This is a genomic window from Acinetobacter sp. BHS4, assembly GCF_018454425.1.
Taxonomy (GTDB): Bacteria; Pseudomonadota; Gammaproteobacteria; order Pseudomonadales; family Moraxellaceae; genus Acinetobacter; species Acinetobacter pittii.
On sequence record NZ_CP075323.1, the window covers coordinates 2461838 to 2477361 of the forward strand.

Annotated in this window: 25 protein-coding genes; 7 read left to right on the top strand and 18 right to left on the bottom strand. The window is 40.6% G+C overall.

Annotated features, from left to right (window positions below; translation table 11 throughout):
- The 18 genes from KIP84_RS11715 to KIP84_RS11800 form a co-directional block, all read right to left on the bottom strand.
- Entirely contained in the window at positions 1 to 666 is a 666-nt protein-coding gene (locus KIP84_RS11715) for a hypothetical protein (protein WP_213688555.1), read from the bottom strand.
- The gene (locus KIP84_RS11720) at positions 635 to 964 is read right to left on the bottom strand and encodes a hypothetical protein (protein ID WP_213688556.1); all 330 of its coding nucleotides are present in this window, start codon (positions 962 to 964) and stop codon (positions 635 to 637) included. The genes KIP84_RS11715 and KIP84_RS11720 overlap by 32 nt, the downstream gene beginning before the upstream one ends.
- Positions 961 to 2649: a portal protein gene (locus KIP84_RS11725; RefSeq protein ID WP_213688557.1), complete on the bottom strand. Its 1689-nt coding sequence runs from the start codon at positions 2647 to 2649 to the stop codon at positions 961 to 963. Before KIP84_RS11725 ends, KIP84_RS11720 begins: the two co-directional genes overlap by 4 nt.
- A 1-nt stretch (position 2650) precedes the next feature.
- Complete coding sequence (locus tag KIP84_RS11730; protein WP_151748956.1) at positions 2651 to 2932, bottom strand: hypothetical protein; 282 nt, start codon at positions 2930 to 2932, stop codon at positions 2651 to 2653.
- 77 nt (positions 2933 to 3009) lie between these two features.
- Complete coding sequence (locus KIP84_RS11735; protein WP_213688558.1) at positions 3010 to 4632, bottom strand: terminase; 1623 nt, start codon at positions 4630 to 4632, stop codon at positions 3010 to 3012.
- On the bottom strand, positions 4632 to 4904 hold the full coding sequence (locus KIP84_RS11740) for a hypothetical protein (protein WP_213688559.1): 273 nt from the start codon (positions 4902 to 4904) through the stop codon (positions 4632 to 4634). Before KIP84_RS11740 ends, KIP84_RS11735 begins: the two co-directional genes overlap by 1 nt.
- Positions 4894 to 5229 carry a hypothetical protein gene (locus KIP84_RS11745; protein ID WP_213688560.1) on the bottom strand — a complete coding sequence of 112 codons (336 nt, stop codon included), beginning with the start codon at positions 5227 to 5229 and terminating at the stop codon, positions 4894 to 4896. The genes KIP84_RS11740 and KIP84_RS11745 overlap by 11 nt, the downstream gene beginning before the upstream one ends.
- Positions 5222 to 5971 carry a terminase small subunit gene (locus KIP84_RS11750; RefSeq protein ID WP_213688561.1) on the bottom strand — a complete coding sequence of 250 codons (750 nt, stop codon included), beginning with the start codon at positions 5969 to 5971 and terminating at the stop codon, positions 5222 to 5224. Before KIP84_RS11750 ends, KIP84_RS11745 begins: the two co-directional genes overlap by 8 nt.
- The gene (locus tag KIP84_RS11755; protein ID WP_213688562.1) at positions 5972 to 6181 is read right to left on the bottom strand and encodes a hypothetical protein; all 210 of its coding nucleotides are present in this window, start codon (positions 6179 to 6181) and stop codon (positions 5972 to 5974) included.
- Between the two features lie 11 nt (positions 6182 to 6192).
- A complete protein-coding gene (locus KIP84_RS11760) occupies positions 6193 to 6621 on the bottom strand; it encodes a hypothetical protein (protein ID WP_031946179.1) in 429 nt (142 codons plus the stop codon).
- Complete coding sequence (locus KIP84_RS11765; RefSeq protein ID WP_213688563.1) at positions 6614 to 7366, bottom strand: ATP-binding protein; 753 nt, start codon at positions 7364 to 7366, stop codon at positions 6614 to 6616. The genes KIP84_RS11760 and KIP84_RS11765 overlap by 8 nt, the downstream gene beginning before the upstream one ends.
- Position 7367: 1 nt before the next feature.
- Positions 7368 to 8249 (bottom strand): DUF1376 domain-containing protein, encoded by an 882-nt coding sequence (locus KIP84_RS11770; protein WP_213688564.1) that lies wholly within the window; start codon positions 8247 to 8249, stop codon positions 7368 to 7370.
- Positions 8246 to 8614: a hypothetical protein gene (locus KIP84_RS11775; RefSeq protein WP_213688565.1), complete on the bottom strand. Its 369-nt coding sequence runs from the start codon at positions 8612 to 8614 to the stop codon at positions 8246 to 8248. Before KIP84_RS11775 ends, KIP84_RS11770 begins: the two co-directional genes overlap by 4 nt.
- Positions 8611 to 9222 (bottom strand): hypothetical protein, encoded by a 612-nt coding sequence (locus KIP84_RS11780; protein WP_213688566.1) that lies wholly within the window; start codon positions 9220 to 9222, stop codon positions 8611 to 8613. Before KIP84_RS11780 ends, KIP84_RS11775 begins: the two co-directional genes overlap by 4 nt.
- Positions 9219 to 10091, bottom strand: a complete 873-nt coding sequence (locus tag KIP84_RS11785; RefSeq protein WP_213688567.1) for a hypothetical protein — start codon at positions 10089 to 10091, stop codon at positions 9219 to 9221. Before KIP84_RS11785 ends, KIP84_RS11780 begins: the two co-directional genes overlap by 4 nt.
- Positions 10088 to 10309, bottom strand: coding sequence for a hypothetical protein (locus tag KIP84_RS11790; RefSeq protein WP_213688568.1), 222 nt, complete (start codon positions 10307 to 10309; stop codon positions 10088 to 10090). Before KIP84_RS11790 ends, KIP84_RS11785 begins: the two co-directional genes overlap by 4 nt.
- 58 nt (positions 10310 to 10367) lie before the next feature.
- Positions 10368 to 10724: a transcriptional regulator gene (locus KIP84_RS11795; protein WP_213688569.1), complete on the bottom strand. Its 357-nt coding sequence runs from the start codon at positions 10722 to 10724 to the stop codon at positions 10368 to 10370.
- A gap of 8 nt (positions 10725 to 10732) precedes the next feature.
- On the bottom strand, positions 10733 to 10921 hold the full coding sequence (locus KIP84_RS11800; protein ID WP_057071015.1) for a hypothetical protein: 189 nt from the start codon (positions 10919 to 10921) through the stop codon (positions 10733 to 10735).
- Positions 10922 to 11024: 103 nt separating this feature from the next.
- Between KIP84_RS11800 and KIP84_RS11805 the strand changes: the two genes are divergently transcribed.
- The 7 genes from KIP84_RS11805 (at position 11025) to KIP84_RS11835 (ending at position 15523) form a co-directional block, all read left to right on the top strand.
- Positions 11025 to 11750 (top strand): S24 family peptidase, encoded by a 726-nt coding sequence (locus tag KIP84_RS11805; protein WP_213688570.1) that lies wholly within the window; start codon positions 11025 to 11027, stop codon positions 11748 to 11750.
- 2 nt (positions 11751 to 11752) lie between these two features.
- Complete coding sequence (locus tag KIP84_RS11810) at positions 11753 to 12058, top strand: hypothetical protein (RefSeq protein WP_068525136.1); 306 nt, start codon at positions 11753 to 11755, stop codon at positions 12056 to 12058.
- A gap of 162 nt (positions 12059 to 12220) precedes the next feature.
- The gene (locus KIP84_RS11815) at positions 12221 to 12595 is read left to right on the top strand and encodes a hypothetical protein (protein ID WP_213688571.1); all 375 of its coding nucleotides are present in this window, start codon (positions 12221 to 12223) and stop codon (positions 12593 to 12595) included.
- Positions 12596 to 12661: 66 nt separating this feature from the next.
- The gene (locus tag KIP84_RS11820; protein WP_213688572.1) at positions 12662 to 13543 is read left to right on the top strand and encodes a DUF2303 family protein; all 882 of its coding nucleotides are present in this window, start codon (positions 12662 to 12664) and stop codon (positions 13541 to 13543) included.
- A 114-nt stretch (positions 13544 to 13657) separates the two neighbouring features.
- Entirely contained in the window at positions 13658 to 14245 is a 588-nt protein-coding gene (locus KIP84_RS11825; RefSeq protein ID WP_228308293.1) for a hypothetical protein, read from the top strand.
- A gap of 1 nt (position 14246) precedes the next feature.
- Positions 14247 to 14534, top strand: coding sequence for a hypothetical protein (locus KIP84_RS11830; protein ID WP_213688573.1), 288 nt, complete (start codon positions 14247 to 14249; stop codon positions 14532 to 14534).
- Between the two features lie 8 nt (positions 14535 to 14542).
- Complete coding sequence (locus tag KIP84_RS11835) at positions 14543 to 15523, top strand: lambda-exonuclease family protein (protein ID WP_213688574.1); 981 nt, start codon at positions 14543 to 14545, stop codon at positions 15521 to 15523.
- Position 15524 lies beyond the last annotated feature (1 nt).

A 15524-nucleotide genomic window follows, 5' to 3' on the forward strand; every position in this document is an offset into this window, starting at 1 on the left:
TTATTTATCATCGCCATACCAAAGTTTGCCGAGACTGGTACCTGTTGTATTAGTTCCCTGACCATGAGTAATGCTGTCAGGTTCTAACAACTTGCCAACTTCTGTCATAAAGCCGATAACATCAGGATGATTACCTAGTCCGCTCTTATGAAGAATATTAGAGATTTTGTCGCCACGCGGTAAGCTGAAGGCGCGCTGCGCTGTCAACAGGTTCTTTTGCAGATTTTCCCCGCCATACTCTTTGTCGGCTTTGGCTGCATCGACCCATGAAGCAACGGTTTTCAATTGCTCTTGTACTTGTCGTTGCTGCATTTGAACGCCTAAATCAACAAGCTTTTGCACAGCTTCTTGTGGCATTTTGAATTGTTGACCAAGTTCATGAAGTACAGTTTGATCTTCAGGATTTAATGTAAAACCTTCAGGCATTTGAAAATCAGTGTATTGAACTGGTTGCTCAGCAGGCGGCTTTTCACCACCAAGTAAAACGTCTTGTGTTTCTTCAGTTGTGTCAGTAGCAGTATTGCTAGGCGTAGTTTCAACCGTTGTTGTTTCAGTAGTTACAGGCGTAGTTGCTGTATCTGTTGTTGTGGTTGCTGTATCCGCAGTTGCCGCAGTTGTGGTTGTAGTTGCGGTATCAGTTGCTGTCGTAGTCGTTACTTCGCTCATGGCTCACCTTCTCTTTAAGTTCGTTAAAATGTTGTTTTTGCATGTCTAACCATGCGTCAGTATTTGCTTGTGTAATTTCACCGAGAATGTAGAGACCAAACTCTCTACGACCTTCAAAAAATGCGAAATCGCTTGTGTTTGCACCTACCCCATAAGTCGGCTGTAATAGATTTGCTCTATTGAGTAGTCGCATTAAAAACCGTTTGCCCTGTTCAGTTGCGAGGATAGTGCGCAGGTCATTTAGTTCCTGGTCACGCTTACGCTTGTTTTCGTCTGCTTTCTTGTCTAATTCACTCATGCGCTACCACCCATAAATAAATCAGATACAGTTTCCGCATTGGTATCACCAACCGTTTTAAGCGTGTTTGCATTCGCGTTTTGCGTTTGTGCCTGTTGTGCAGCAAGCGCTTGCTCTTGTGCTATTTGCTGTTGCTGCGCACGTTGTCCACGGATTTGATCAACGATGCGTTGAGGTCTAAATACATTTGGCGATACGCCGTTAATATCCATGTATTCATCTAGGAATTTATCTGTGTCGAATTTGTCTAGTACTTGCTGATCAACTTGCGCAATTTGACCAACCATTGCTAACGCGCGTTCAAGCACAGCTGATCCTGAAGACTTTTGAGCAAGGGCAAGAATTGATACGAAATTGATTTCGACATTGGCATTTTGGATAGCAGCAGGTGCAATCTGACGAAGATAAGCATTGCTTGATAGAACGCGATGAACACAGATTTCTACGAGTGGTCGCAGTAACTCATCAATCTGGCGTTCAACAACCGGCCCAAGCATAAGCATCTTTTCTGATTTACGCTCATAAACTTCTGTTGCAGTCATTTTTCCCTTGTCAAAAGCATCGAGCATCATGAATAAGTCAGTGTGAAATGAACGTTTTACCCGCTCTTGGCATTGTGCGATTAAAGCCATTACACCTTCCAAGTTGAATTGAACATTCAACATCGGTTGAACTTGGGCAACTTGATTCGATGGTGACTGTTGATAGAAAGCAATACCATTTGGCAATGTCTCACGCTCTTGGCCTTTCAGGTAATCAGGTAAAAGCAAAGGTGGGCGAACTTGATAATCAACACCTACTGCAATTTGTTGATGCCCTTTTTGAAGTGCGCGTAAATCACCTATGCAATCACTTGCAGGGCCTTCCCCATACACATCACTACTAGAAACGGTCCAACGCCCACAAATAACTTGAAAGCTCATCATTCCACTTTCACGTAGCAACTTGTCATTTGCGTTTGGTTCAAAGTAGATCGATGCAAACGGCATGTTTTTAGGACCATGCCCTTTTGCATTTTCACGCTCATAAATCGCATGCTGAACTTCAAACTCTTGTTCAAAGTTATTGTTGTCATACGCGCTTTTAACTGAGTCAGAAACGTTATTTAAACCGAACTGTTTGACCATATTTATCGTGGTCAATTTGAACTTGCGATATACACCATTGGGTTTATTAAACTCATCTGTGGTGATGGCAAATTCACCGAAGGTCATAGGGATTAAATCCATAAGTGCTGCTTTGGATTTATCGCCATGATCAGGCGCTAATGCTGCACCGATACCGAATGCACCTTCTTGCATGTAGATATGATGCACAGCGCGGTATACATTACTTTTAGAAAATGCCACATAACAAGCATCCTCAACCGCCTTAAGCCATTGTTTTACCTCAATATCTTTTTGTAAAACTTCATCTGAAGCTTGAAGTGTGAACCATTTACGACTTGGCGAACATGTACCTGATACCATGCCCGCTGCCAAGGTTTTTAACGAGTCTTTACCAGTGTTATCAACGATCTTTGACCAAGCCGACCGATCATGCTTTTCTTGGTTCTTAATCGTTTTGATAGCAACTGGTAAAACGTGCAATGCTAACTCAGCACAATAGTCGTCCTGATCTGTGACACGGTTTTGCCACACAGCATCAAACCGTTTTTTCAGCGCTCTGATATCGTCTTGTTGCATATTAACCGCCACTACCTAAAAGAGTTTTTTTACCTAAGCGTAAATTCTCGTCATCAACACCTGTTGCATCGGTATACAAGGTATTTGCAATACCGCCTGACATTGAATTTTGTGCATTCTGAACACGGTCAATCGTTGCCGATGCGTCTGGTGATTTAGCATCCTGACGTACTGGCTGTTTAGGCGGTGCTTGTATCTCTGCCTTTTTGGCATCCATACCAAACAACTTAGCCGTTCTGTCTAGTACGTCATTACCGCCAAATAAAAAATCGCTACTGCACATTGCTAAACTCCAATCAAGGTTGTCTTTTCCAACATTATGCTTTTGTGAAATGCACAAGGCCCCGTTTCCTGTTGACACTACGCGTAAGGGTCGTAATCACGTCTTGCACTTGAACCATGAATGGCCTGCATGACTTGACGTTTAGGTGTATCGATTTGCGCGTTGATAATTGCAGAGCCATAGTCGGGGCTTCGGCCAATACGCTTAACGATATCTTCACGTGATTCGACTTTGATGTTTGTGCCTTGCAGGCCCCAACGCGGAGCAGTTAAGTCTGCTAAAAGCTCAGGTTCGGGCGGTAAAGCAACGGTGCTTCCGTATGCAGGGTCTAATGATTCGCGGAATTGCCACCAAAGCTGTGATCGAAGGTTGAAGAAGGTCAAACGACCAGAACGGTCGAAAGAATTTGCCGCATTGCGCACATCGACGGGAATAACATGCATACCTGATTGTTTTAAGAAATCGTATGTACTTGCACCAACACCAATGACATCAACATGAATTGGCGCACCATCACGCACATGTGATACAGCAAACGATGCGCTTGCAGGTCCATCTTTAGACTGAATGCCTTCAAGTACATTTGCACGGTTGTACCACAAGCCATGACGTGCATAACCAATAGTGTTGTCCTTACCGCCGCGTGCAACGTCTAAGCCGTATGAATCCATTGCAAACACACCCTTGTACATAAGGCGCATTTCATCTTCTGGCTTCCACCGTGCTTGTGCAGCTTCTACCCAAGCGGTCGGGATAACTTGCCAAGGATCATCTTCAATACCCGCACCAAAGTCGCCGTATAACATTTGCGACCGTAACGGCTCAGGTAATGCTTGTAATGTGCTCATATAGCCTGTCTCCATGTAATACTTGTTATCTGTTACACGTGCAGGAATGAACGTGCGTGACTTCGGTGTGATGATGTCTTCAGGCTTGTAATCTTTTGGCTCAAAGTCATAAACGATTTGATTATCAATAAGTACAAATTGTTTATTGCTTTCAACCTCTTGTTCTTTACCGTTTACCCTTGCAAACCAACGTAGTTCGCCCGGCTGAGCGGGGTTCGGGTATCCTTTCTTAATCCAAGGCGCAAAGAAATCAATTACCCATCGGCCTTCTGCTGTAGTGGGTGGGTTGAATGTCAAAAGGCATTTGGATTTGATTGTTGGATCAGATGAACGGTTCCACCCCATAACGAAACGTGCTTGCCATTCACGAATTTCAGTAGCTTCATCAAGTGCCTTCAAATCATGAGCACGGCCTTGCCAACGTTTCTCGTCACCAGGATTATCCAAGCCGCCAAACTCAATTAATTTCCCTTTACCTAAATTCCAGAATGATTTTTGAGAGTTGTAGCCGTTCTTATGACCTAAGATTTCCTCAGCTCGTTGAATAATCCCCTCGGTTTGTGCTTTTTCACGCCGTACAACCAATACGCGCTTATGAATATTGAGTGACGAACCGACAATTAAATCCGTTTTGCCACCACCTGCCGCACCACCGTAGCCAATCACATCGGCTTGAGATAAATACGCAGCCATTTGTGGGCCTTCCAATGGGAACCAAATAGGCGCATCGGCAAGTAGTTTTGCTATTTCCGCTTGTTCATCTTCATCGAGCGTCAATAAATATTGCTCAATCTCTGATTCATCCATTTCAGCAAGCAATGCAAGGATTTCGTCATCAGTGGTTTTGGTCATCAATTGTCAGCCTTTTTGTCATATCTCAGCATTTTCATAATCAGCTTATGCTTTAACTCTTTGTTCTCAGCTTCTAATTTTTCAATCCTTTCGAGCAGTGCCTTTTTGTCTTGGGGTATTCGATCAAAACGTTCAAACCCGATATCAATTGATGCTCCAATCTTTTGATCTGACAGCAATGACACTCCAAAATTAATAGCGTTTTTTTTAAACACTCCGCCAAGTAGATGATCAAGTTCTTTTCTTTGCTTCCTAATCCACTCAATATCCATCTTGATTCCCCTTGCAACATGGGCACTCTTCAAGTTCTGGTGGGATAACCTGATCGTTAGAATCAAATTGCAATTGCCCTAACGCAGACCAATAAATCTTGCGCAGTTCGGGCGTGTCTTGCAGGCGATGAAATGCAAGTTCAAATTGATAGGTGCATGAAGTGTTATGCCCATGTGGGTTGTTCTGGCATAGTTCCCAAGCCAATTGCACAGCAGCGATTTTGTATTGCCCATCTTCATAAATAAAAAGGCGCTCACCATGTTGAAATACAAGTTTTTGATAGCTTGGAGAATTCTTAATATTTAGTTCAAATTGTTCACGCATCATCATTCCCCTTTGCTTTATCGGCCTTAGCCTTTGCTTTTTTTAGTTTGGCAAGCGCAGCAAGTTTTCTGCTTGATGCTTTGGTGTCAGTTAATGGGTTTTCAGGGTCGTTGCTGTGTTCTACACGTTCTTTGAACATGCCAATGTGCTGACCTGCTTTAATCAAAGCCGCCACTTGGTCATTCATTTTGATTTCAATGCCGTGTTGAGATTCTTTAATGCCCGCATAAAGCATTTTTGCTTGGGCACTTACACGTGTTGTATCTGCAACAGTTACATACCCGTTGCCTTCCCCTTTACATTCAGGGCAATCAGGGTTTGGCGCTTTGGTCTTATCAAAGCCAAAACCACCATCACAGTCTGGTGCAGGCTTCTGGTTTACTCTCGCGTTGTAACAAGCGTTGTGATACTCGCCTTTAGTCCATTGGTAATAGTGATCTTCACCCCAACAAAATCGGCAATTCACACGCACATATTTGATTAGCTCGTTAGGGTCAGCCGTTGCCATTTCCCAAAGTCGATTTAATACCTTGTCTTGAGTGATCTTGTTTCGCTCTGCAAGCTCGTTTTCACCTTTGGCAATAGCTTCCTTAACCTTGTCATTTCTCAGCATGCGTGAAGCCAATGAAGCAGCTACATCTTCGTTTTTAACCTTGTATCCTGCCCGTATGTATGCTTGAGTTGCATTACGATCTATCAGGTACTCATCTACAAAACGTTGTTGTTTTCCACTTAGAGCCATTTAAAACACCTCCTTGTAGCAAAACTTTGTGCAAATACGTCTGCACATTTCATGAGAAATATCGTACTTGTTTGCTAGCTGACGATAAGACAAGCCTTGATTGTGCAAAGTTCTAATATTCTTTACATCTAATTCAGTCACCTTTGGTGTTGAATCTCTTTTTACCTTGTCTTTCACGACAAATTCAGGCAGGAAAGCAAGTACTGGCATAAACATTCCTCCTATACCCACATTCCCCAAATCAACATTCCCGCATCGCGTTGTTCTTGATTTGTTCGACCTTGCCAACCTGTAATTCGATTGAACTCATCAGAGTTGACTTTGGTTTTAGTGGGTTTTACTTCGATAACTGCCAACCCCATGTGTTGAGCCATTTGAACGAGCAATTTACCTGTTGCATGATTTTCACCAACACGTTTTGAAATCTGCTCATTCACAGCAAGGGATTTATTAGCGCCATTTCTGAAATTAGCTTTTTTGTTTAGCCAACCTGCTTCGATCACAACTTTTTTGATTAGGTCCTGTTCTGCTTGGAATAATTCAATCACTTCAGCAAAATTAAGATTTTTTAATTCAAATTGTGATTTCCCAAGTACTGCAACACCCGATTTATCTAAATCAGGATCAATCCCAATAATGATTTTAGACATGGGTACCACCTACACGAGCATCAGACCAATTGCACTCAACAGTGTGTAAACCGTCATGCTGAAAGCGTGACCATAGGCGGTCGCCTAAATCTGTTTTGAGTTTGTTCATTGAAAAATTTGAAATCAGCATCGTTGGTTTTTTACGGTCATAACGTGCTGTCAAAATCTTATGAACAAGCTCTAAACGCTTGTCACGATCATGCAAACCGTATTCATCAATAATTAATAAATCGTATTGGGTGAACTCAAAGATTACCGATGCTTCTGATTGATCTTTTGTGTCCTTATCCCATGCATTCATGACACGCTGCGCAAGCTCTTCGCTTGTGATGTATCGAACGTACAGGCCTTTTTTGAGAAGTGTTGATGCAGTAGCACAACCAAGATGCGTTTTACCCGTGCCAGTTGAACCAACCATGATGAAATTGGATTTATTACCTGCAAGTAATGCTTGGGCATACTCGATGCATTTGGTAAGCGTATTTGCTTGTGCTTGTGTACGTGTTTGATAATTTGAAAATGAAGATTGAGCATGGCGTTCAGGTAGCATTGCACCGCCAAAATGCTTGTCACGTACCATCTGATCAACACGTGATTGGTCGCCTTGCTTTGAATCGTGAACATGGTCAATTGCACAGTGTGGGCAAATTTGATGCGGTCCCGCTTGCACTTTTTGCACCTGGTGGATTTCACAGAATCCTTCAGCCATTTTGAAGCCGTTTAAAATATTCACCATCGCATTCATCTTAAAAATCCTCCGGTATGTTCACGGTTCCTGTGAACGGGCGATCATCTGATTTAGGCTCATCTTTCCAAGCGTCATTGACGTTTCTAGAATCATTAGCCGAATTGGTTTTAACAGCGGGTTTGCTTTTCGCCAGACGGCTTGCTTTCAAAGCATCATCTTTCACCCACTGGATATATTTCGCGTAAATCTTGTTTTCAATGAGACGACCTGAACGAATTTCAGGTGCGTAATGCGGGAGGAAGGTAATCATGAACGTATCAAACTCTTCCTGAGTTGTTTTCGGTAACCCTGCTCTTTGTCTCCATGAGTTAATTTCATGAAGTGAGGGTTTCCACAAACTCAGGTCTTCATCGAGGGAATTTGGCGATTCTGATTGTGTATGTATATATATAGATGAAGGTGACGATGAAGGGCATGTCTCAAGCATACCTTGAGCATTGCTTGCATCATGCTTATGCATTGCTTGTGCATATGCATTAGCATTGCTAGATTGATGCTCAGTAGATGCATTAGTGTTGCTAGAATCTTGCTCTTTGTTCCATCGTGCTTCCGCTGCTTTCTTTGCGCGCTCTGACTTTGAAGACTTATTGCTTTCAGCTTGAGACTTTAAATCGTCCAAATATTTTGAAGATAATTCACTGTCTTTTACTTCAAATAAATTTGAATTTATCAAGATAGTTTTTAAAGCCTTCGCCTTACTCAAATTTGAACGAATTACGCTTGCAATAACGTTGTTGTCATCTGGTATTGCACCATTGCGCCAATAATCCATCATGAGTAAAAATGACGCACCGATTTGCTCGGTGGTCATTCGAGTGGTCTTAGCAAGCATGTCGCCAATATAAATTGGCATCCAAATATCTACGTCTTGGTTGCTCATACCACCTCACTTGCTCGATACATAACTTGTCGGCCAGATATTTCACGTGAACCAAGCAAGCCTGCACCAATTACCCTACCTTCACAGGTAGCGCACATAGGACGATTAGCGCTTGGTGTATCAAGTAAAATCCCTGTTCCTTTCCCTGTGCCACCGACACACATGGTCATGCCGCACCAACAATGCACGGCAAAATGTGATTTATTTCGGAAAGTAATAAGCGTGACGTGGCGAACTCGATGTGTGTATTCACCACGACGTGCTTCAACAAAAGGAACTGATTGTTTTATTGCTTTGCATTTTTCAGAGCCAAAGCCTTTACGTCTCATGTAGCGGCTTGGTTGTAGGGTAATCATCGCTGTCATGATTCACCGCCTTGGATAACCTTAAATTCGACTACCCAAACCCACGGATTTTCTGTCCATGAATCAGAACCGTATAGAGATTCCCATAACTGCATAAATTTAGGCTTTTTACAGTCACGTAGGATTGGTGATCCAACCCCCTCTTTTAAGCAATCCGCCTCTGAAATATCATTTAATCGCTCAACACGAATAATTGTGATTTCAAGCAAGATGCGTGATGCCCAGCGTGGCATGTGGATAGATGGGCGTTTCCTCGATGTCCAAGGTGCAAATAAACCATCAGCATAGTAAGCAGCCTGTTTTTCTGGGAAAAACTTAAATTCATCTTCTGCATCTGGATAAGTACGACCTATTGTGCCTTTTTGGTACCACGTTTCACGCACCCAAAGATGGTCACCGATTTGACCAAATGGGCAATGCATTGGAAGGTCTTTAATTTTCGGAGATAAAAGACCATCAAAACTTTTAGTAAACCATTTACCATCAAGAATACTTTCAAGGCTATGGCCTAATGGTTGAGGTTTAATAGGGCGACGAGTCTGAGTTTTACGACCTTCTAAAATAGCCTTAACCATATTGGTATTAAAAATAATAGGGCGTTCTTTCATGACTGCACCTCGAATACATCTTTCAGTGCTGCAACCACTTGCTTTATTTGTTCTTCAGTGCGCCAAACTCCCATGTCAATTCGATTGAAATCTGTTTGTTCAGCATCGTTCGTATCCCACTCATAACCCAACTTTATGTTTTGGTTAATCCACCAATATTTTTCACCAGCTTCTGGCCTAAACGGTGCAGGAACTTCAACACCATTAATTAAAATGGTTTTAGGCTTAATGCGGAAAAAGACTTTTTGCACATCTTGCGACATGCCAGTAAAGAAAACTTTAGTTGATAGATCATCTTCAAGAGGATTGAAGGTATCCCAATTTTTTTCTTCCCAAGGCTCAACGCTGATTTGAACTGTTTCACCTGTCAATGCAGCAGTTAAAGCAGCCTTACCGTCAACTAAGCCTTCTAGGCCTTCAACTTTGATTGTCTTGTATTCAGTGGTAATTTCTTGGTCTTTAGGAATTACAGTTAAACTATTCGTTATGTAATTTTCATAATCATTTGACTTGTTAATAGCTGAATAAAGCCATTCACCATCCCAGTAATAAATAATCTGGTCGCTTGTTAAATAAATGAATTTTTTTTGGTTATCACAATGTGTTGCATCATGTACATTATTACGATGCAAAATCACAAGGTCGCGGAGTTTAGGGATAGTGAGTTCTTTAAAATCACATTCGTTGAAATCATCAGAACAATTGCCTGACCACAAAATTCCATCTTCAGCATAAACAAGGCGCGCGCTAGACCAGCTATTTTTTACTACTGCACCATCCCATTTATGTTTAAAACCGAGCTCAAAAAACAATTCCTGAATCTCTTTGCTCTCAGCCCTGCCTTTTGCTTTGATTTTATAATTATTCATGACACCTCTCCCATAGCTACAAAAGCACGACTGAGATGCACAGATACATCGCAAGAAAAAACCTGACAGTTTTTTGAAACATGATTTTCAATGTGACGGTCATCGCCCATATCTTCAATTTTTCGCATTTCCACAGGTTGAACTAAACAGTGATTACACTGCTCTCCTTTAAACTCAGGACATTTGTTTTTGCACTTATGTTCTGTTAAATTAGTCATGTGATTTAATCCTTCTGGTTAATGAACAACTAAGCCTGATTCGCGAGATCAGGCTTTTTTAATATCCAAGTTTTTCTTTTTGACCGCTGATCTCGTCATGAAATAGGTCATCAACGGTTTCAATACGATTCATCCAACTTTTTGACATCACCAAAAGAGCAGCTACCCGTTCTTTATCAATACTTTGATAGTCCTTTGGTACCACCTTCAAACCTAAGCAGCTCAATAGCTCGCAATAGTTTTCAATTTCAGTTAAGCCATTGCTTTTCTTGTCGTTTTTCATTCTCGACAAAGTGCTTGCATCTACATTTAGATGGTCGGCAATTTCTACATTTTTGTTTGATGCAAGCGCCTGCAATATTCGGGAGACGTCATTTCTGGCGCTTGCAGATAGATCGACTGATAATTTGTTCATGTGAGTTCCTAAGCAGATTTAGTCTGCATGTCAGCCTTAACTTGTCCCTTGGTTAAGACTTGAAAAGTTGCTTGTGTACTAGTGGGAATCCCCCCACTACGCCAATAGGAAATTGTTGATCTAGGGCGCTTCAACTTGCGCGCTAAATCAGCATCACTTTTGACTTTGTAGAATTTAATTAAGTCATCAACAGTCATGTTTAGTTTCCAAAACTATTATGTTTAGTTTATTGAACTATAAGTTTAGGAACATGTCAATTTAATTGTTTAGTATTTTGAACAAGAGTTTAGGAATATTTTTATGCAAACTACTGCTGATAGAATCATTTTAAGAATGCAGGAACTAAAGGTTCAGCATAAAGATATCGTTGCTGCTACGGGAGCAAGCAAGGGTACTGTTACTAACTGGATTTCAGGTGTAAATGAACCGACAGGAAAGCGACTAATTACCCTTGCTTCTTTTTTGAAGACTTCACCAGATTGGCTATTGACTGGAAAAAACGATGAAGGCAGCAACGGTAAGATTACAAATGCTGAAGTGCAGATATATGATGAAAATGATCCCGTACCAGAGGGTTTTACAGCGATTGATTTTTATGACGAAATTTATGTAAGTGCTGGAAATGGACACTTAAATATAGAATCTCCTAGTACCAATAAGTTTTTTGTACCTACTGGTTTGCTTTATGAATGCAATGTTGATTCATATTATGCAAAAGTAGTTAAAGTTTGTGGCGATAGTATGGCCCCTGATCTTTTAGATGGGCAGCGTATATCAGTTGATATCTCAGCAAAAAAAATCTTTGATGGCGAAATCTATGCATTCCAAGTTGGAGATGATACTAAAATCAAATATTTGTTTAATTGGAATGAGCAAGGTCCTGGTGGATTTAAAGCAGTATCAAGAAATGAAGATAAGCTTAGATTTCCTGATGAGTATTATTCACCTGAAAGAATTGAAGCTGAAGGGATTCACGTAATCGGGCAATTTTGGATGAAACTTGATACTAGAAAAATAAGAAGATAATCATGAATTTAAAAAATATTTTGATTGGGTTTTTATTGGTGGGTTTAGTTGGTTGTGGAAAGCCATCAATAACGCAAGAAGATTATGATGATATGGTTTCAGAAAAGGATCAGCAAATAGCTGATTTGGAGGACCAAGTAACCAAATTACAAGAACATATATCAAATCTAGAAGCTAAAACTGAAGAAGTTAATAGCCAATTTCAAAGATTTGAGAATGAAAATTGGCGTGATGTTGTGCCTGATGCAGATAATGCAGTAGAAGAACTAAATGCTGAAGTTGAAAACAATCCAGACGCATCCTATTAAGCTTTTATAATTTCACAAACCCGCTTTATGCGGGTTTTTTATTTTGTTTACTAAACAAGAAATAAAAAAAGTTCATTTTTCTGAACAAATCTATTGACCTATTTTGTTCAGTTTACTAAACTGATTTCACCAACTACTAAACTCAAAAGTTAGGTGAATGTTATGCCAGCTAAGAACACTTCATTCAGTCAAACCCTAGCAAATCTGCAACGTGGCGACACGATTGAACAACTTGATTCGCTTTTGACTGAAGCACTTCAAGCTTCAAATGACACAGGCAAGGTTTCAAAAGTAACGGTTACTTTGACAATTAAGCCTAATGGCCGTGGTACCTACAAAATTCAGGACGATATTAAGTCCACTCTTCCTAAATTCGACAAAGAACCAACTGTTCTATTTACAGATGGCGACCAACAGCTTGTGCGTGAAGACCCACGCCAACAGAAATTAAATCTTGAGCACATTGATGCGGGTGCACCTGTCGAGCTCAAGCAAGTTCCAACAGGCGACAAACCAACAATTAAGTCTTTAAGTTAATTAATTAGATTACTTAATAACTGTTTTTAATAATTTTTTCTAAACAAGCCATTACAGGAAAAATCAATGAGCGAACTTAACAATATTGCAGAAACTAACTACAAGCTTGGTCAAGCAAGCTTAAAAACAGCTACCAAATCAACAGACGTTTTGCCTTTTATTGTAGTGCCTGAAGGTAGTGAAGTACACCCATTTAAAGAGTTATTAGCTCGTCCTATTAACTTAGAGCAAAGTGTTTCTTTAAATACAGCTAAAGACTTTATTGCGTATGTTTCTCGATATGCGGACAAGAACTCTTTAGTTTTTGTTGATGTGTTGGAAGGTAAATTTAAAGCAGTACTTGATTATCACAAAGTTGATAACTCTATTGAAAATGAAGGTGCTGAACTTTCACCACGTCATTGCAAACATATTGCTCGTTTTGTCGCAGAAAAAACCCCTGAATTTAAGAAAATTGAAAATCACTCTGGTCGTAAATTTTCGCAAACTGAATTTGCTTTATTCCTAGAAGATGTAATGCCTTACATCAATCAGCCAGATGCAGCAGTTTTGTATGAAATCGTACAAACATTGAATGCAAAAACTAACGTTGATTTTAAATCTGGCATCCGCACGGATAACGGCCAAGTTCAGTTGACTTACAACGAAACAATTGAAGCGCGTGCCGGTACCGCGGGCAATTTATCAATTCCTGAACAAATCGTTTTCGGTATCCAAGTACATCGTGGCGGCAATCACTATGCCCTGCCTGCGCGTTTCCGCTATCGCATTAAAGAAGGTGTGATTACGTTCTGGTACGACTTAGACCAACTTGAAAAAGCTATCGAAAAATCAATGGAAGACACCGTTGAGTATGTTCGTCACGGCAAAACTGTTGGGAATGATGAAGTTCAAGGCCAATTAAACGGCATCCCTTCTTATGTGCAAATTCTGGAAGGTTCAGTTTAATTTTTTCTAACTTTTAGACATAAGAAAGCCCCGAAATTTTGGCGAAGGACGGGGCGATCTAAACAAGCATTACTTCTTCACTGTTATTCAACAGCTAAAGATAACGGGGTCATTATGGAACAGAACATTATGGTTAGTCAAATTTCAAATAATCATCGTAATCTGATTAAAGGATTAATTCGAAAACAAAAAGTAAAGCGGATTAAAAAAGCTTTGCGTAATAAACGCGACCAATTAATTGCGGCAATTAAAGACGCATATAAAAACAGCCCTGCTTTAGGTTTTGGAACATGTTTTATTGGCGGGATTGTGGTTTTGGTGGTGACGATGAGTTTTGCGCTAGCGTCTGCTCACATGGCTTATAAGAATTTAGGCCCACAGCAAATAAGTATTTTTTCACCTATTTACACAGTCGATGACTTGGATTTAGGACCTTACAACGACTGCCACGTTGATTGTCATGCATCAATTCTTACCAGTGATATGCGCTTTCGCATTGAAGTTGGTTTTGACTTCTCAGGATATGACAACAGCAATGGTTTTAACCGTGCTACAGGCATTCAAATTGACCGCTTAGAGCCAATCAATGTTGTTGATGAAGAAGGTGTTGTAAATGCCTATATCGACCGCTTTGAGCTTGTAAAGATCAATGAAGCGCTTGAAGAATCAATTGAAACTAAATTAGCAAAGTTGGGTGGCTAATATGAAAATTCATTCTCAACCTATGGACCTAAGAGATTATTTCGCTACAGCTGCAATGCAAGGATTTATCTCTGCTGATTGGAAAGACCGTACGATTATTGCGGAAGCAGCCTACAACCAAGCAGACGCAATGATTGCTGAACGTGAGAAAGGCACTAATGAAAGTGTCGATGCAATGAAACAAAAGCTAATTGAGGCTATTCAACGCAAGCATTGTGGTCTACATCCAAATATGTATATGGCAGTCGAACATCTTATTTTTCAGCTTGAAACTGGCTTGCCATTATAGGAGCTTTTATGAATACACATGTTGATCGTGAAACTTTCCTAGCAAACCGTAAAAATGGTATTGGCGGTTCAGATGTAGCAGCCATTCTAGGTTTTAGCCCTTACAAATCACCATATCAATTATGGCTTGATAAGACAGGTCGTAGTGAAAAATCAGATCAAAATGAATCTGCTCACTTTGGTAATTTGCTTGAAGATGTAGTTGCTAAAGAGTTTTCACGCCGATCAGGTATGAAAGTACAGCGTGTAAAACAACAGTTATTTTTGGAAGATCACCCTTGGGCGCTTGGGAATATTGACCGTGCCGTGATCAATCCTGAAATTTCAGGGACAGTACGCTTTAAAAATGGTGCTTTGACTACTGACCAATTGCTTGAGTGTAAAACAGCTAGTGAATACATGAGCAAGTTGTTCGGTGAACAAGACACCGACCAGATACCAGACTATTACCTAACTCAGTGTCTTTGGTACCTGATGATTACAGGCTGTCAAGTTATTCATTTAGCTGTGTTGATTGGCGGTAATAAGTTCCGTATGTACCGCATCGAACGCGATGAAGATTTAATTAAATCTATTTTCAACCAAGTAAAAGCATTTTGGTTTAACCATGTGCTTGCAGACGTACCACCCGACCCGACTTGCTTTGATGATGTTCTACATCGTTGGTCTAAACACGTAATCGGCAAACAGGTTGAAGCCAATTTTAATCAAATCAAGCTTACCGAAGAACTCATTACAGTTCAGCAAACAAAAAAAGATGCTGAAGCACGTGAAGAAGCAATCAAACTTGAATTGGTTACTGCTATGCAGGATGCGGAAATGATGATTAGCCAAGGCAAATCAATCTGCACATACAAAGAACAATCTTCAACACGCATTGATAGCAAGCTGTTGAAGAAAGAACAACCCGAATTATTCGAGAAATACAGCAATACCAGTAGTACGCGCGTATTTCGTATTTCAACCAAATTTAAAGAATCTCTAATTTAAG